This window comes from Streptomyces sp. NPDC049040 (genome assembly GCF_043197715.1).
GTDB lineage: Bacteria > Actinomycetota > Actinomycetes > Streptomycetales > Streptomycetaceae > Actinacidiphila.
Genome location: NZ_JBICTO010000011.1, coordinates 73,760 through 88,319 on the forward strand (window position 1 = coordinate 73,760; position 14,560 = coordinate 88,319).

Annotated in this window: 14 protein-coding genes and 3 tRNA genes; 13 read left to right on the forward strand and 4 right to left on the reverse strand. The window is 71.3% G+C overall.

The genetic code is table 11. From position 1 onward, the window contains the following. A partial coding sequence (locus ACGFMP_RS25395; RefSeq protein WP_393675290.1) for a nitrate- and nitrite sensing domain-containing protein occupies positions 1 to 2,958 on the reverse strand: 2,958 nt, incomplete at its 3' end. 795 nt (positions 2,959 to 3,753) lie between these two features. On the opposite strand from ACGFMP_RS25395, the gene ACGFMP_RS25400 reads away from it, so the two are divergent. From ACGFMP_RS25400 to ACGFMP_RS25430, 7 genes are all read left to right on the forward strand, one after another. Next, positions 3,754 to 3,954 carry a hypothetical protein gene (locus tag ACGFMP_RS25400; RefSeq protein ID WP_393675291.1) on the forward strand — a complete coding sequence of 67 codons (201 nt, stop codon included), beginning with the start codon at positions 3,754 to 3,756 and terminating at the stop codon, positions 3,952 to 3,954. A gap of 74 nt (positions 3,955 to 4,028) precedes the next feature. After that, positions 4,029 to 4,838, forward strand: coding sequence for a fumarylacetoacetate hydrolase family protein (locus tag ACGFMP_RS25405; RefSeq protein ID WP_393675292.1), 810 nt, complete (start codon positions 4,029 to 4,031; stop codon positions 4,836 to 4,838). Next, positions 4,831 to 6,315 (forward strand): glutamate--tRNA ligase, encoded by a 1,485-nt coding sequence (gene gltX, locus ACGFMP_RS25410; protein ID WP_393675293.1) that lies wholly within the window; start codon positions 4,831 to 4,833, stop codon positions 6,313 to 6,315. The genes ACGFMP_RS25405 and gltX overlap by 8 nt, the downstream gene beginning before the upstream one ends. 41 nt (positions 6,316 to 6,356) lie before the next feature. Continuing rightward, entirely contained in the window at positions 6,357 to 7,076 is a 720-nt protein-coding gene (locus ACGFMP_RS25415) for an HAD family hydrolase (RefSeq protein WP_393675294.1), read from the forward strand. An 83-nt stretch (positions 7,077 to 7,159) separates the two neighbouring features. Then, positions 7,160 to 7,231 (forward strand) — tRNA-Gln (locus ACGFMP_RS25420). A gap of 15 nt (positions 7,232 to 7,246) precedes the next feature. Next, positions 7,247 to 7,319, forward strand: a tRNA-Glu gene (locus tag ACGFMP_RS25425). 67 nt (positions 7,320 to 7,386) lie between these two features. Then, positions 7,387 to 7,459, forward strand: a tRNA-Glu gene (locus ACGFMP_RS25430). Positions 7,460 to 7,636: 177 nt separating this feature from the next. Here ACGFMP_RS25430 and ndgR read toward each other — a convergent pair. Beyond that, entirely contained in the window at positions 7,637 to 8,353 is a 717-nt protein-coding gene (gene ndgR / locus ACGFMP_RS25435) for an IclR family transcriptional regulator NdgR (RefSeq protein ID WP_393675295.1), read from the reverse strand. A 132-nt stretch (positions 8,354 to 8,485) separates the two neighbouring features. On the opposite strand from ndgR, the gene leuC reads away from it, so the two are divergent. The 4 genes from leuC to ACGFMP_RS25455 all read left to right on the forward strand — a co-directional run bounded on the left by leuC (position 8,486) and on the right by ACGFMP_RS25455 (position 11,650). Further along, entirely contained in the window at positions 8,486 to 9,910 is a 1,425-nt protein-coding gene (gene leuC, locus ACGFMP_RS25440; protein ID WP_393675296.1) for a 3-isopropylmalate dehydratase large subunit, read from the forward strand. A 5-nt stretch (positions 9,911 to 9,915) separates the two neighbouring features. Beyond that, on the forward strand, positions 9,916 to 10,509 hold the full coding sequence (gene leuD, locus ACGFMP_RS25445) for a 3-isopropylmalate dehydratase small subunit (RefSeq protein WP_393675297.1): 594 nt from the start codon (positions 9,916 to 9,918) through the stop codon (positions 10,507 to 10,509). Positions 10,510 to 10,687: 178 nt separating this feature from the next. Next, positions 10,688 to 10,912 carry a hypothetical protein gene (locus ACGFMP_RS25450; protein ID WP_393675298.1) on the forward strand — a complete coding sequence of 75 codons (225 nt, stop codon included), beginning with the start codon at positions 10,688 to 10,690 and terminating at the stop codon, positions 10,910 to 10,912. Positions 10,913 to 11,044: 132 nt separating this feature from the next. Continuing rightward, a complete protein-coding gene (locus ACGFMP_RS25455; RefSeq protein ID WP_393675299.1) occupies positions 11,045 to 11,650 on the forward strand; it encodes an HU family DNA-binding protein in 606 nt (201 codons plus the stop codon). 104 nt (positions 11,651 to 11,754) lie between these two features. On the opposite strand, the gene ACGFMP_RS25460 is transcribed toward ACGFMP_RS25455, so the two are convergent. Together ACGFMP_RS25460 and cofC are read right to left on the reverse strand one after the other, a co-directional pair. Further along, positions 11,755 to 11,973: a hypothetical protein gene (locus ACGFMP_RS25460; RefSeq protein ID WP_393675300.1), complete on the reverse strand. Its 219-nt coding sequence runs from the start codon at positions 11,971 to 11,973 to the stop codon at positions 11,755 to 11,757. 104 nt (positions 11,974 to 12,077) lie between these two features. Continuing rightward, on the reverse strand, positions 12,078 to 12,704 hold the full coding sequence (cofC, locus tag ACGFMP_RS25465) for a 2-phospho-L-lactate guanylyltransferase (protein ID WP_393675412.1): 627 nt from the start codon (positions 12,702 to 12,704) through the stop codon (positions 12,078 to 12,080). A gap of 128 nt (positions 12,705 to 12,832) precedes the next feature. Between cofC and ACGFMP_RS25470 the strand changes: the two genes are divergently transcribed. Both ACGFMP_RS25470 and ACGFMP_RS25475 read left to right on the forward strand, forming a co-directional pair. Continuing rightward, entirely contained in the window at positions 12,833 to 13,555 is a 723-nt protein-coding gene (locus ACGFMP_RS25470) for a lysophospholipid acyltransferase family protein (protein ID WP_393675301.1), read from the forward strand. Continuing rightward, a complete protein-coding gene (locus ACGFMP_RS25475; RefSeq protein WP_393675302.1) occupies positions 13,552 to 14,553 on the forward strand; it encodes an NAD(P)H-dependent glycerol-3-phosphate dehydrogenase in 1,002 nt (333 codons plus the stop codon). Before ACGFMP_RS25470 ends, ACGFMP_RS25475 begins: the two co-directional genes overlap by 4 nt. Positions 14,554 to 14,560: the final 7 nt, after the last annotated feature.

A 14,560-nucleotide genomic window follows, 5' to 3' on the forward strand; every position in this document is an offset into this window, starting at 1 on the left:
GGTGCCGCCGGGGGCGCCCTGTCCTGGCTGCTGCTGGACGGGGAACTGGCCGGTGCCGTCGTTGCGTCCCTGGCCGGGGCGCGCGAACTGGCCGGTCTCGCCGGGGCCGCCCTGCACCGGGAACTGCCCGGTGCCGTCGTTGCGTCCCTGGCCGGGGCGCGCGAACTGGCCGGTGTCGCCGGGACCGCCCTGCCCCTGCTGCACCGGGTACTGGCCGGTGCCGCCGGGGGCGCCCTGTCCTGGCTGCTGCTGGACGGGGAACTGGCCGGTGCCGTCGTTGCGTCCCTGGCCGGGGCGCGCGAACTGGCCGGTGTCACCCGGGCCGCCCTGCGCCGGGAACTGCCCGGTGCCGTAGGTCTCCTGCGGGGTGCGGGGCGGCCGGCCGAAGTCCTGGCCCGCGTCGTTGCCGCGGTGGGCCGGGAACTGGCCCGTGTTGCCCTGCGGGAAGTCGTCGCGGGTCGCGGGCACCTGCGGGAACTGAGCGGTGTCGCCCGGACCCCCCTGGCCGCCCTGCGGGCGCTGCTGGTCGTTGCCGCCGCCCTGACGCGGTCCTGAACGGCCGCCGAAGACGTCGGAGCGGAAGCCGCTCGGCCCGGTGCCCTGCTGCTGCGGGGGCGGGAACTGGCCGCCGCGGTTGCCCTGCTGGCCGCCGAACTGGTCGTCGTTGCCGCCCTGGCGGAAGTCCGCCCTGGCGCCGGTGTCCTGCTGCTGGCCGGGGCCGCTGCCGTCGAAGGCGTCGAACGCGGGAGCCGCCTCGACGTCCTCGTGGCCGCGCGGGGTGTCCTGGAGCCCCCGGTCGTCGGCGGGGAAGCCCTGCGAGCCGTCCTGCGCCGCCCAGCGGGGTGTTCCGGGCTGCTGCGGTGCGCCGCCGCCCGGGCGTCCCGCGCCCGGGGCCAGCGCCGGGCGCTGCGCGCCGCCACCGACCTGGCCGCGCTGCGGCGGCCTGCCGACCTGCGAAGCGTTCGGCGCGTTGCCGAAGGCGCCGGCCACGCCGGAGTTCGCGGCGGGAGCCGCCGGGGGAGTGGCACCGGGGCGCGCCCCGCCCATGGCGTTGGCCTTGGCGTTCGCACCGCCCTGCGTCACGTCCACGGGCAGCATGACCAGCGCGGTCGTGCCGCCGGAGTCGGACGGGCGGAGCTGGATGCGGATGCCGTGCCGCAGGGACAGCCGGCCGACCACGAACAGGCCCATGCGGCGGGACACCGCGACGTCGACGGTCGGCGGGTTGGCCAGCCGCTCGTTGATGTCGGCCAGGTCCTCCGGGGACAGGCCGATGCCGGTGTCGTGGATCTCGATCAGCACCCGCCCGTCGGGCAGCGCGTGACCGGTGACCCGCACCTTGGTCTGCGGCGAGGAGAACGACGTGGCGTTCTCCAGCAGCTCGGCGAGCAGGTGGACGAGGTCGTTGACGATACGGCCGGTGACCTCGGCGGACGGGACCGAGGTCAGCTCGATCCGCTCGTACTGCTCCACCTCGGACGCCGCGGCGCGCAGCACGTCGACCAGCGGGACCGGGCGGGTCCACCGGCGGCCCGGCTCCTCACCGGCGAGGACCAGCAGGTTCTCACCGTTGCGGCGCATACGGGTGGCGAGGTGGTCCAGCTTGAACAGCGAGGACAGCTGGTCCGGGTCGGCCTCGCGGGACTCGAGCTCCGAGATCAGCGACAGCTGGCGCTGGATGAGGCCCTGGCTGCGGCGCGAGAGGTTGGTGAACATCGCGTTGACGTTGCCTCGCAGCAGCGCCTGCTCGGCGGCCAGCCGGACCGCCTCGCTGTGGACCTCGTCGAAGGCGCGGGCGACCTGGCCGATCTCGTCGCGGCTGTTGATGCCGATCGACTCGACCGAGGTGTCGACGTCCTGCGGGTCGGATTCCGACAGCTGCTTGACCAGCTCGGGCAGCCGCTTCTGGGCGACGTCCTGCGCGGTCTGCTGGAGCCTGCGCAGCGAGCGGATCATGGAGCGGGCGACCACGAAGGCGCCGACGACGGCGATGCCGAGGACCAGCAGCATGATCGCGCCGGAGAGCAGCGCGTCCTGCTTGGCCTCGCTCTGCAGTTCGAGCGACTTCTGCCGCATCTCGTTCAGCAGTGAACGCTCGATGCGGTTCATCGCGTCGATCTTCGCCTTGGCGGCGTCGTCCCAGTCCAGGTACGAGGTGTGGACGCCCTTGATGGCGTCCGCGGAGCCGGCGATCCGCTCACGCATCATGTCGTGCGCGGTGATCGTGTCGTTGCCGCCCTCGATCGGCTTGAGCAGTTCTGCGCTCTTGGAGCCGTAGAGGGTCTGGAAACGGGTGAGGTTGATGTCCTCGTTGGCCGCGCCCCACTTGACCGACTGGTAGTCGCTCGGGTCGAGGACGTCGCCCTTGGCCAGCGCGGCGCTGATCACCGCGCGCTGGATCGACTCGTACTCCTTGGCGGACGAGAACGCCGCCAGCGCACGGGTGTTGGTCACCATCTCCGAGTTCTGGGTGGCCTGCGCCATGTCGACGGACAGACCCAGCAGGGACTGGATGATGCTGTCGTACGAGGAGACGGTGGTGGCGATCGAGGACTGGCTGGTGAAGGCCTCGTCCCGCAGCCGGCTGAGCTGGGTCAGCTGGGTGTCGATCGCGATCAGGCTGGAACGGACGCCGCTGAACAGCGAGTCGTCCGTGGAGATGTTGTCGCTGGCGTTGCGGTAGAGCTTGTTCTCGCGGTCGGTCGTCTGCCGGGTCGCGGCCACCGCGTCGGTGGGGCTTCCGGCGCTGATCGGACCGGCGGAGCTGTCGCGTTCCTCGGCCAGGGCGTCTGCCAGGTCGGTCGCGTGCTCGGCGATGTCGGTCAGCGAGTTGAGCCGCTGCAACTGGTGGATGTTCTGGAACGAGTTCTGGATGCGCAGCCCGCCGAGCGCACCGGCGGTGACCACCGGCAGGGCCAGCAGTGACACCAGCCTGGTGCTGATGCGCCAGTTGCGCATCATTATTCGGGAGCCCGGTTTGGCGTCCAGGCCGGTGATCCGGCCCGCCTCGATGCCGCTGGGCGTGCTCGTCCGTCCGGTGGCCGCGGCCGTTCCCGGCGTGGCGCCTCCGGAGTCGGCTGTCGCCTGGGCAGGACCGTTGCCGGTCCCGCCGGGCTGCTGCTCCGGGTCGCCCGCCGCGGCGCTGTCCCTCTTGAAACGTCCCTGCACTAGCGTCGCAACCTCTGGACCAGGCGTCCCCCGCGGTGAAGCGGACAGGACGGTGTCGAGTCATGGGGGCCGGGGCCGCCCCGGATTGCGAGGAGACCGTTGAAGCCCGTCACCGCCGCTCGGTGCTCGTACGCGCCCCCTGCGCGCCGGCTCGATGTGACGCGGCGGTCCGGGGAATTCCAGCACAGTGCTGGATCTCCCAACAAGGCCCGTAGCCGACCTGTTGGATTCCGTGACTGACTGTCCAGCGGTCCGTACGTTCCGTCGACCCCCGATTCCCCGAAATCGGTCGATTACGGACCTTGGAGTCAAGTTTGCATAGGTCGTATGCATCACTCAGGGTGGACCACCGATGGGCGTTTCGTGGTGATCGGTGCCCGATGCCCGATTAGTGGAACGCGGGGGAGTGTCCGCAATGACGGAATTGCCACTCACTTGGTGAGCAAAATCACAACCCGTCAGATGGATGGGCCGCGCGGCGCTGGGGAATGGCCGCGGCTAGCGTGGTGGTTTACACGAAGCGCACTTCTGTCAACCACGGTCCGCCCTGTGCGGCCCGCCGAGTCCCCGAGGTTTCGACGGCCGATGAAGACCACCCTGATGTTCCGCCAGATGATCGCCAACCCGCGGCGTACCACTCTGGCTCATCTGAAGGACGCGACCGAACTCGGGGTCGCCCCGGCCGAGCCGGCCGCCGACGCCGCGCCCCGTGAGCTGCCGCAGCACACCGCCAACCCGCGCCGCACGGTCCTCAACGAGCTGCCCAAGGCCCCCGTCATCCCCTGAGCACCCCCGACGGCCGCCTGACCTGCGGCGACGCGGCGGCGGGCGGAGCGGTGCCGGACTACTAAGCTGAGCCCATGCGCATCGCCAGGTTCTCCATCGACGGGAATGTCGCCTTCGGCGCGGTCGAGGGCGACCCGACCGCCACGGCCGGCTCCGGCAGCCACGACGGGCTCGTCCTCGACATCATCAAGGGCATCCCCTTCGCCGACTTCGAACTGTCGGGCACGAAGGTGCCGCTGGACAAGGTCCGCCTGCTGCCGCCGGTGCTGCCCAACAAGGTCGTCGCCATCGGCCGCAACTACGCCGCCCACGCGGCGGAGCTGGGCAACGAGGTACCGACCGCGCCCTGGGCCTTCTTCAAGCCGTCCACCTCGGTGATCGGGCCGGGCGACAACATCGTCTACCCGTCGTTCTCCCGCGAGGTCCACCACGAGGCGGAGCTGGCGGTCGTCATCAGCCGGCTGTGCCGCGAGGTGCCGCGCGAGCGGGTCGCCGACGTCATCCTGGGCTACACCTGCGCCAACGACGTCACGGCCCGCGACACCCAGCAGACCGAGAAGCAGTGGGCCAGGGCGAAGGGCTTCGACTCCTCCTGCCCGCTCGGCCCCTGGATCGAGACCGGCATCGACCTCGCGGGCGCCGCCGACCTGGCGATCACCGCGACCGTCAACGGCGAACTGCGCCAGGCCGGCCGCACCGGACAGATGATCCACTCCATCGAGGACCTGATCGTCAACATCACCGAGGCGATGACCCTGCTGCCCGGCGACGTGATCCTCACCGGCACCCCGGCCGGGGTCGGCCCGCTGCACCCCGGCGACGAGGTCGCCGTCACCATCGAAGGCATCGGCACTCTCACCAACAAGGTGATCTCGCGTGGCTAGCGCACCCTCCACGGACGTACGCGTCCGCTTCTGCCCCTCGCCGACCGGCAACCCGCACGTGGGCCTGGTCCGCACCGCACTGTTCAACTGGGCCTTCGCCCGCCATCACCAGGGCACCCTGGTGCTGCGGATCGAGGACACCGACGCCGCCCGCGACTCCGAGGAGTCCTACCGGCAGCTGCTGGACTCGCTGCGCTGGCTCGGCCTCGACTGGGACGAGGGCCCCGAGGTCGGCGGCCCGCACGCGCCCTACCGGCAGTCCCAGCGGATGGACGTCTACGCCGACGTCGCCCGCCGGCTGAAGGAGGCCGGGCACGCCTACGACTGCTACTGCAGCGCCGAGGAGCTCGAGGACCGCCGTGCGGCCGCCCGTGCGGCCGGCCGCCCCTCCGGCTACGACGGCCACTGCCGGCACCTGACCGCCGAGCAGACCGCGGCCTACCTGGCCGAGGGCCGCAGCGCGATCGTGCGGTTCCGGATGCCCGACCATGCGATCACCTTCACCGACCTGGTGCGCGGCGAACTGACCTTCACCCCGGAGAACGTGCCGGACTACGGCATCGTCCGGGCCAACGGCGCCCCGTTGTACACGCTGGTCAACCCGGTCGACGACGCCCTGATGGGCATCACCCACGTGCTGCGCGGCGAGGACCTGCTGTCCTCCACCCCGCGGCAGATCGCCCTCTACGAGGCCCTGATCGGCCTCGGCGTCGCCAAGCAGATCCCGGAGTTCGGGCACCTGCCGTACGTCATGGGCGAGGGCAACAAGAAGCTGTCCAAGCGCGACCCCGAGTCCTCGCTCAACCTCTACCGGGAGCGCGGCTTCCTCCCCGAGGGGCTGCTGAACTACCTCTCGCTGCTCGGCTGGTCCTACTCCGCCGACCAGGACGTCTTCTCGCCGGCCGAGATGGTCGCGAAGTTCGACATCGGCGACGTCAACGCCAACCCGGCGCGCTTCGACCTGAAGAAGGCCGAGGCGATCAACGCCGACCACATCCGGCTGCTCACCCCCGAGGCGTTCGCCGAGGCCTGCACCCCGTGGCTGCGGGCCCCGCACGCGCCCTGGGCGCCTGAGGACTTCGACGAGGCGGCCTGGCAGGCCATCGCGCCCTACGCGCAGACCCGCCTCACCGTGCTGTCCGACATCACCGCCAACGTCGACTTCCTCTTCCTGCCCGAGCCCGTCGCCGACGAGGCGTCCTGGGCGAAGGCGATGAAGGAGGGCTCGGACGCGCTGCTGCGCACCGCCAGGGAGAAGCTGGCGGCCGCGGACTGGTCGAGTCCTGAGGCGCTCAAGGAGGCCGTGCTGGCCGCGGGAGAGGCGCACGGCCTCAAGCTCGGCAAGGCCCAGGCCCCGGTCCGTGTCGCGGTCACCGGCCGTACGGTCGGCCTGCCGCTCTTCGAGTCCCTGCAGGTCCTCGGCCGGGACCGCGCCCTGGCCAGGGTGGACGCGGCGCTGGCCAGGCTGGCCGGCTGAGCCCCGCTGCCGGGGCCGCGGGCGCCGGTTAGATTGGCCGTATGGCGATCCGAGCGGTGCTCTGGGACATCGACGACACGATCTTCGACTACGACGGCGCCGAGCGCGTCGGCATGCGGAGTTACCTGGAGCAGGAGGGCCTGCCCGACGGCTGCGACAGCGTCGAGCGGGCCCTCGACCGTTGGCGGGACCTGACCGTCGAGCACTGGCGGCGGTTCGCCGCGGGCGAGTGCGACTTCGCCGGGCAGCGCAGGAACCGGGTGCGGGACTTCCTCGGGCTGCCGCTGTCCGACGACGAGGCCGAGGCGTGGTTCGACGGGCACCGGACGCACTACGAGGCCGCCTGGGCGCTCTTCCCCGACACCGTGCCCGCGCTCGACGGCCTCGCGGCCGGCTACCGGCACGCGGTGCTGTCCAACTCCGCCTTCGCCCACCAGGACCGCAAACTGCGGGCGCTCGGCGTCAGGGACCGCTTCGAGGTGCTGCTGTGCGCGGTGGAGCTGGGCGTGTCCAAGCCCGAGGCGGCGGCCTTTCACGCCGCCTGCCAGGCGCTCGGGCTGCCGCCGCAGGAGGTCGCCTACGTCGGCAACGAGCCGGACATCGACGCCCGCGGCGCGGCCGACGCGGGGCTGCTCGGCATCTGGCTGGACCGGAACGGGGTGGGCGGACGGCCGGATCTGGTGCGGATCACCGGACTCGGCGAGCTGCCCGGAGTGCTGTGCGGCGATACCCGTTTTGGAGCGGTGTCCCTGATCGGGTAATGTTCTTCCTGCGCCGCCCGAGAGGGCCGAAAGGCCCGGCCGGGAGCGTAAGCCGAACAAGACCCGCAGGGGTTGCGTTTTGGTGGGGTATGGTGTAATTGGCAACACGGCTGATTCTGGTTCAGTTGTTCTAGGTTCGAGTCCTGGTACCCCAGCGCATGTGTATGCAAGCCCCCGTTGTGTAGCGGCCTAGCACGCTGCCCTCTCACGGCAGTAGCGCCGGTTCGAATCCGGTCGGGGGTACAGATCCTTTCATTCCGTTCCCTTCGGGTCGCACCCGGAGGGGACGACGCGAGGATCGCCAAAGCTCGCCCCCGTTGTGTAGCGGCCTAGCACGCCGCCCTCTCAAGGCGGTAGCGCCGGTTCGAATCCGGTCGGGGGTACGCAGCACCAGAACGTGTGAAGCCCGTCGCATCCGCGACGGGCTTCCGTGTTTCCCGGGCCGTGCGGGCCGCGTGAGCGGTCTCCCCGCGCCCACGGGCGTACAGCGCCCGCCGTCCCGGCCCGCGGGGACGGCGCGGGCCGGGACGGCGGGCCGACGGTCGGCCCTGGCGCGGTGGTCAGCCGGAGCGGCGCAGCGCCTCGGAGAGCCTGGCGGCGGCGTCCACCACGCCCTGGGCGTGCATACGGCCCGGGTGGCGGGTCAGGCGCTCGATCGGCCCCGACACGGAGACCGCGGCCACCACGCGGTTGGACGGCCCGCGCACGGGCGCCGAGACCGACGCCACGCCCGGCTCTCGCTCGCCGATCGACTGCGCCCAGCCCCTGCGCCGTACGCCGGACAGCGCGGTGGCGGTGAAACGCGCGCCCTGCAGGCCGCGGTGCAGCCGCTCGGGCTCCTCCCAGGCCATCAGCACCTGCGCGGCGGAGCCCGCCTTCATCGGCAGCGTCGAGCCCACCGGCACGGTGTCCCGCAGTCCTGAGAGCCGCTCCGCTGCGGCCACGCAGATCCGCATGTCGCCCTGCCGCCGGTAGAGCTGGGCACTCTCGCCGGTCACGTCGCGCAGATGCGTGAGCACCGGGCCGGCCGTGGCGAGCAGCCGGTCCTCACCCGCGGCGGCGGCCAGTTCGGACAGCCGCGGCCCGAGGATGAAGCGGCCCTGCATGTCGCGGGCCACCATGCGATGGTGTTCGAGCGCGACCGCCAGCCGGTGCGCGGTGGGGCGGGCGAGGCCCGTGGCGCCGACAAGCCCGGCCAGGGTGGCCGGTCCTGACTCCAGTGCGCTGAGCACCAGAGCAGCCTTGTCGAGAACGCCGACGCCGCTAGAGTTGTCCATGCAACGATACTCGCGTCTCACACTGTGAAACGCAAGTTCAATTTTCCCGGGAAGCCGTCAGGCTGGGAGCACAGCGCAGAACACACACCGAGTTGGCCCGGGGCGAAGACGACCCGGGTCGGAGGGACAGCGATGGGTAGGACACTCGCGGAAAAAGTCTGGGACGACCATGTCGTCCGCCGCGCCGAAGGCGAGCCCGATCTGCTCTTCATCGATCTTCACCTGCTCCATGAGGTGACCAGCCCCCAGGCGTTCGACGGGCTGCGGATGAACGGCCGGCCGGTCCGCCGCACCGACCTGACCATCGCCACCGAGGATCACAACACCCCGACCCTCGACATCGACAAGCCGATCGCCGACCCGGTCTCGCGCACGCAGCTGGAGACGCTGCGCAAGAACTGCGCCGAGTTCGGGGTGCGGCTGCACCCGCTGGGCGATGTCGAGCAGGGCGTCGTCCACGTGGTGGGACCGCAGCTGGGCCTGACCCAGCCGGGCACCACCGTGGTCTGCGGCGACAGCCACACCTCCACCCACGGTGCCTTCGGCGCGCTGGCGTTCGGCATCGGCACCTCGCAGGTCGAGCACGTGCTGGCCACCCAGACGCTGCCGCTCGCCCCCTTCAGGACCATGGCCGTCACCGTCGACGGCGAACTCCCCGACGGCGTCACCGCCAAGGACCTGATCCTGGCCGTGATCACCCAGATCGGCACCGGTGGCGGTCAGGGCTACGTCATCGAATACCGCGGCTCCGCCATCGAGAAGCTGTCGATGGAGTCCCGCATGACCGTGTGCAACATGTCGATCGAGGCGGGCGCGCGGGCCGGCATGATCGCCCCCGACCAGACCACCTTCGACTACCTGGAAGGGCGCGACCACGCCCCCAAGGGCGAGGACTGGGACGCGGCGGTCGCGTACTGGAAGACGCTGCGCACCGACGAGGACGCCGTCTTCGACCACGAGGTGCGGATCGACGCCGCCACGCTCGCGCCGTTCGTCACCTGGGGCACCAACCCCGGCCAGGGCGCGCCGCTGAGCGCGTCGGTACCGGATCCGGCGTCCTTCGCCGACCCCGGCGACCGGCTGTCGGCGGAGAAGGCGCTGGAGTACATGGGCCTGACCGCGGGGCAGCCGCTGCGCGAGGTCGCCGTGGACACCGTCTTCGTCGGCTCCTGCACCAACGGCCGGATCGAGGACCTGCGGGCCGCCGCCTCCGTCGTACAGGGCCGCAAGATCGCCGACAGTGTCCGCATGCTGGTCGTACCGGGCTCGGTACGGGTCGCGCTGCAGGCCGTGCACGAGGGTCTGGACAAGGTGTTCACCGAGGCCGGCGCCGAATGGCGGCACGCGGGTTGCTCGATGTGCCTGGGTATGAACCCCGACCAACTGGCGCCCGGTGAGCGTTCCGCGTCCACCTCGAACCGCAACTTCGAAGGACGGCAGGGCAAGGGCGGCCGTACGCACCTGGTCTCGCCCCAGGTGGCCGCCGCCACCGCGGTGCTCGGCCACCTCGCCTCGCCCGCCGACCTGTCCGACGCCCCTGTCCTGACGGAGGTCTGAGCCCGATGGAAGCCTTCACCACCCACACCGGCCGGGCCGTGCCGCTGCGCCGCGGCAATGTCGACACCGACCAGATCATCCCCGCGCACTGGCTGAAGAAGGTCACCCGCAACGGGTTCGAGGACGGTCTGTTCGAGGCCTGGCGCAAGGACGAGACCTTCATCCTCAACGCCCCCGAGCGCAAGGGCGCCACCGTCCTGGTCACGGGACCCGACTTCGGTACCGGTTCGTCGCGCGAGCACGCGGTGTGGGCCCTGCAGAACTACGGCTTCAAAACCGTGCTCTCGTCCCGCTTCGCGGACATCTTCCGCGGCAACTCGCTCAAGAACGGCCTGCTCACGGTGGTGCTGCCGCAGGAGGTCATCGACCGCCTCTGGGAGCTGACCGAGAAGGACCCGACCGCCGAGATCACCGTGGACCTGGTGGCCCGCGAGGTCCGCGCCGAGGGCGTGACCGCGTCCTTCGAACTGGACGACAACGCCCGCTGGCGGCTGCTCGAAGGGCTCGACGACATCAGCCTGACGCTGGCCAACGAGCCGGACATCGCCGCGTACGAGAGCGGCCGGCCGTCCTGGAAGCCCAGCACCGTCAGGGCCTGACCCCGCCAGGACCGTCAAGAAAGCGCCCCCCGCGAACTCGCGGGGGGCGCTTCCGCTTGTCCGCGGCCGATCCCGCGCGAAGCCGTCCCGGTCGTCCAAAAGTCCGGCCGAAGGGCCGCGGAGCACCCGGTTGGCCCTGTCACCGCCGACAACTCGCCGCAGATGGCACAATCGACGCATGGAACGCGACGGCCAACTCCAGCTCTACGGGGTTCTCGCCGCGCGTCTGAAGCAGGCGCACGCGCGGGTGGCCAACCCCGAAGTCCCTGATGAGACCAGGCGGGAGTTGACTCGCAGGCTGCTCGCGGTGACCGCCGCGGCGAAGCATGATCTCGCCGACGCGGCACGGCGTCTGGACGTGTTGACGGCCTTGTTGGACGACCTCGGAATCCCCGATCGCTGATCACGCAGCCCCCCGAGTTCGTTGCGGCACAAGGGTGATTCGCCCGTTTCGTATTTGATTTGCGGTATATATCCGCCTAGCGTGCGAAAAGGCCCGCACTCATTCGCCGGGCAAGTTTCCGAAGGGGAAGACGTGAACAAGGCGCAGCTCGTAGAAGCGATTGCCGACAAGGTAGGCGGCCGGCAGGCCGCCGCGGACGCGGTTGACGCGGTTCTCGACGCGATGGTCCGTGCGGTGGTCTCCGGGGACCGTGTCTCGGTCACCGGATTCGGTTCGTTCGAGAAGGTCGAACGCCCGGCCCGCTACGCCCGCAACCCCCAGACCGGGGAGCGGGTCAGGGTCAAGAAGACCTCCGTGCCGCGGTTCCGCGCGGGACAGGGCTTCAAGGACCTGGTCAGCGGGGCCAAGAAGCTCCCGCGCGGCGGCGAGGTCGCGGTCAAGAAGGCCCCCAAGGGCAGCCTGAGCGGTGGTGCTTCCACCACCGCGCGGACCACCACGAAGAAGGCCGCGGCCAAGAAGGCCGGCAGCGCCCGCAAGACCGCCGCCAAGAAGACCACCGCGGCGAAGAAGACCGTGGCGAAGAAGACCACCGCGGCCAAGAAGACCGCGACCAAGAAGGCGACCGCGAAGAAGACCGCGGCCAAGAAGGCCCCGGCCAAGAAGGCCACCGCCAAGAAGACCCCGGGCAAGAAGACCGCCGCGCGCAAGACCACGTCCAAGCGGGCCGCATCGAGGTAGTCCCTCCGGCGGCGCCGGACGACCGCGACGGGCCGGGCACCCCGCAAGGGGTGGCCCGGCCCGCGCCGTTCTCCCGCTGACTGCCTGCCCGCTCGCGCGGCGCCCTACGCGCCCGGGTCCGGATAGGTCTGGAGCGTCACGAAGACCACCCGCCGCGCGTCCCCCTCGCCCTCGGTGCGGATCCGCACCCGCTGGCCGGCCCGCAGCAGCCGCAGGCCCCCCGCGTCGAAGGCCGCGGCGTCGAACGCCACCGGCGTCCCGTCGTCCAGCAGCACACTGCCCGCCCGGGTGCCGGGGTCAAAGGTGAACGCCGTCGCTTGCATGCCGCCAGCCTAAGGGCTGTCCCGTGATCCCCCGCGGGCGTGCCGAAGGGCGGGCGACGCCGCCTTGCGGACACGCCCCGGGGGCCGCCGCACGGCACGGCGTGTCAGGCGGTGCGGGCCGGCAGGAGCAGCGCGGTGTGCGGGCCCAGGCCCAGGACGCGGGCGGCGGCGAGATCCGCCGCGGTGTCCACGTCCTGCCGCACCGACGGCACCGCGGTCAGCGCGATCTCGCGGGCGCCTGAGGCGAGGTGGCGGTCACGCGAGGCGCCGCCGAAGCCCGGCGAGAGCGCGACCCCGGGGGAGGCGGTGAGCAAGGTTGTTCCCGGACCCGCCGTGTCGGCCAGGAAAGCCCGTCCGGGCAGCCGTGCGGCCTCCCGCAGTACCTCGGCCAGTTCTGCGGGCCGCAAGGCCGGGAGATCGCCGTTCAGCGCTCCGACGGCCGCCCCGGGGCGGCGCTGCCGTACCCGGTCGGCGCCGTACCGCAGCGCCGCGTTCAGGCCCGCCGCCGGCACGTCGGCCACCACGAAGGCCCCGAGCCGTGCCACTTCGGCGCCCGCCGCAGGATCGTCGGTGACCACGGTGAGATCCGCCACCTCCGCGCAGGCGAGCGCGGCGCCCACCGTGTCGAGCGCGAAAGCCAGCGCCAGCGCGGGTCGTACCGCTCCTGCCGCGCCCGACAGCCTGCTCTTGGCCACCGCGAGCGGTTTGAGCGGCACCACGAGCGACCACATCCCCGTCACATCCACCCCACCATTGTCACCGAGTGCCAGAGGTGCCCCTCGGCGCCCCGAGACCTGGCGTTAGTCTCTGGTTGCCGCGATGCTGAGCGGCAGCGCCATCGCAACGAAGAGGAGTCCGGGTGTCCCGCCGCAGAATCGGTTTCTGGTACCGCCTGGCGGCTGTCATCGCGAAACCGCCGCTCATTGTGCTGTTCAAGCGTGATTGGCGCGGAATGGAGCACATTCCGGCCGACGAGGGATTCATCACGGCGGTGAACCACAACTCGTACCTCGACCCGCTGTCGTACGCGCATTTCCAGTACAACACCGGCCGGGTACCCCGCTTCCTGGCCAAGGCCGCGCTCTTCAAGCCGTTCTTCGTCGGCACCATGCTGCGCGGCACCGGCCAGATCCCGGTGTTCCGCGAGACCACCGACGCCGCCAACGCCTTCCGCGCGGCGGTCGAAGCGATCGAGAACGGCGAGTGCGTCGCCTTCTATCCGGAAGGCACCCTCACCCGCGATCCCGAGATGTGGCCGATGGTCTCCAAGACCGGCATCGCCCGGGTCGCACTGCTCACCAAGGCACCGGTCATCCCGGTCGCCCAGTGGGGCGCCAACGAGGCCATGCCGCCGTACGCCAAGGAGAAGAAGTTCCGCTTCTTCCCCCGCAAGACGCTGCGCGTGCTGGCGGGACCGCCCGTCGACCTCGACGCCTACCACGGCCTCGAGCCCACCGCCGAGACGCTGCGCGCGGTCACCGAGACGATCATGCGCAGCGTCACCGAACTCCTCGCGGAACTGCGCGGCGAAGCCGCCCCCGACGGACTGTACGACCCCCGCAAGGCACGGGAGGCCAAGTGACGGCGCGCTGCGCGGTCTACGGCACCGGTTCGTGGGGCACGGCCTTCGCCATGGTGCTCGCCGACGCCGGATGCCAGGTGTCGCTGTGGGGCAGAAGGCCCGCCCTCGTCGACGCCATCAACACCACCCGGCACAACCCCGAGTACTTCCCCGCACTCGAACTGCCCGCCGCAGTCACCGCCACCGCGGACCCCGCGGAGGCCGCCAGGGACGCGGAACTGGTCTTCCTCACCGTCCCCTCGCAGACGCTGCGCGGCAACCTCGCGGACTGGGCGCCGCTGCTGCGCGGCGACGCGGTGCTGGTCAGCCTGATGAAGGGCGTCGAGCTCGGCACCGCCAAGCGGATGAGCGAGGTCATCGAGGAGGTCGCCAAGACCGGGCCGGACCGGGTCGCCGTGCTGTCCGGGCCCAACCTGGCGCCCGAGATCGCCGAGCGGCAGCCCGCGGCCTCCGTCGTCGCCTGCCGGGACGACGCCGTCGCGCGCCGCATCCAGGCCGCCTGCCACACCTCGTACTTCCGCCCGTACACCAACACCGATGTGGTGGGCTGCGAACTGGGGGGCGCGGTCAAGAACGTCATCGGGCTCGCGGTGGGCATCGCCGACGGCATGGGTCTCGGCGACAACACCAAGGCGTCGCTGATCACCCGCGGCCTGGCCGAGACCACCAGGCTCGGCCTGGCGATGGGCGCGGACGCGCACACCTTCGCGGGCCTGGCCGGCATGGGCGACCTGGTCGCGACCTGCTCCTCGCCGCTGTCCCGCAACCACACCTTCGGCACCAACCTGGGCCGCGGCATGAGCCTGGCCGAGACGATCGCCGTCACCAGGCGGACCGCCGAGGGCGTCAAGTCCTGCGAATCGGTTGCCGATCTCGCCCGCCGCCACGGCGTGGACATGCCCATCACCGAGACGGTCGTGGATATCGTGCACAACGGAAAACCGCCGGTCGTGGCCGTGCGGGAGTTGATGTCACGCTCCGCGAAGTCCGAAAGGTAAGGTCAAC

Coding starts and splice junctions, on each gene's coding strand:
- ACGFMP_RS25450 (WP_393675298.1), top strand. CDS start 10,688: ATGGAACGCGACGGCCAACTCCAGCTCTACGGGGTTCTCGCCGCGCGT.
- ACGFMP_RS25460 (WP_393675300.1), bottom strand. CDS start 11,973: ATGCAAGCGACGGCGTTCACCTTTGACCCCGGCACCCGGGCGGGCAGT.
- leuD (WP_393675297.1), top strand. CDS start 9,916: ATGGAAGCCTTCACCACCCACACCGGCCGGGCCGTGCCGCTGCGCCGC.
- ACGFMP_RS25405 (WP_393675292.1), top strand. CDS start 4,029: ATGCGCATCGCCAGGTTCTCCATCGACGGGAATGTCGCCTTCGGCGCG.
- ndgR (WP_393675295.1), bottom strand. CDS start 8,353: ATGGACAACTCTAGCGGCGTCGGCGTTCTCGACAAGGCTGCTCTGGTG.
- ACGFMP_RS25415 (WP_393675294.1), top strand. CDS start 6,357: ATGGCGATCCGAGCGGTGCTCTGGGACATCGACGACACGATCTTCGAC.
- leuC (WP_393675296.1), top strand. CDS start 8,486: ATGGGTAGGACACTCGCGGAAAAAGTCTGGGACGACCATGTCGTCCGC.
- ACGFMP_RS25400 (WP_393675291.1), top strand. CDS start 3,754: ATGAAGACCACCCTGATGTTCCGCCAGATGATCGCCAACCCGCGGCGT.
- cofC (WP_393675412.1), bottom strand. CDS start 12,704: ATGTGGTCGCTCGTGGTGCCGCTCAAACCGCTCGCGGTGGCCAAGAGC.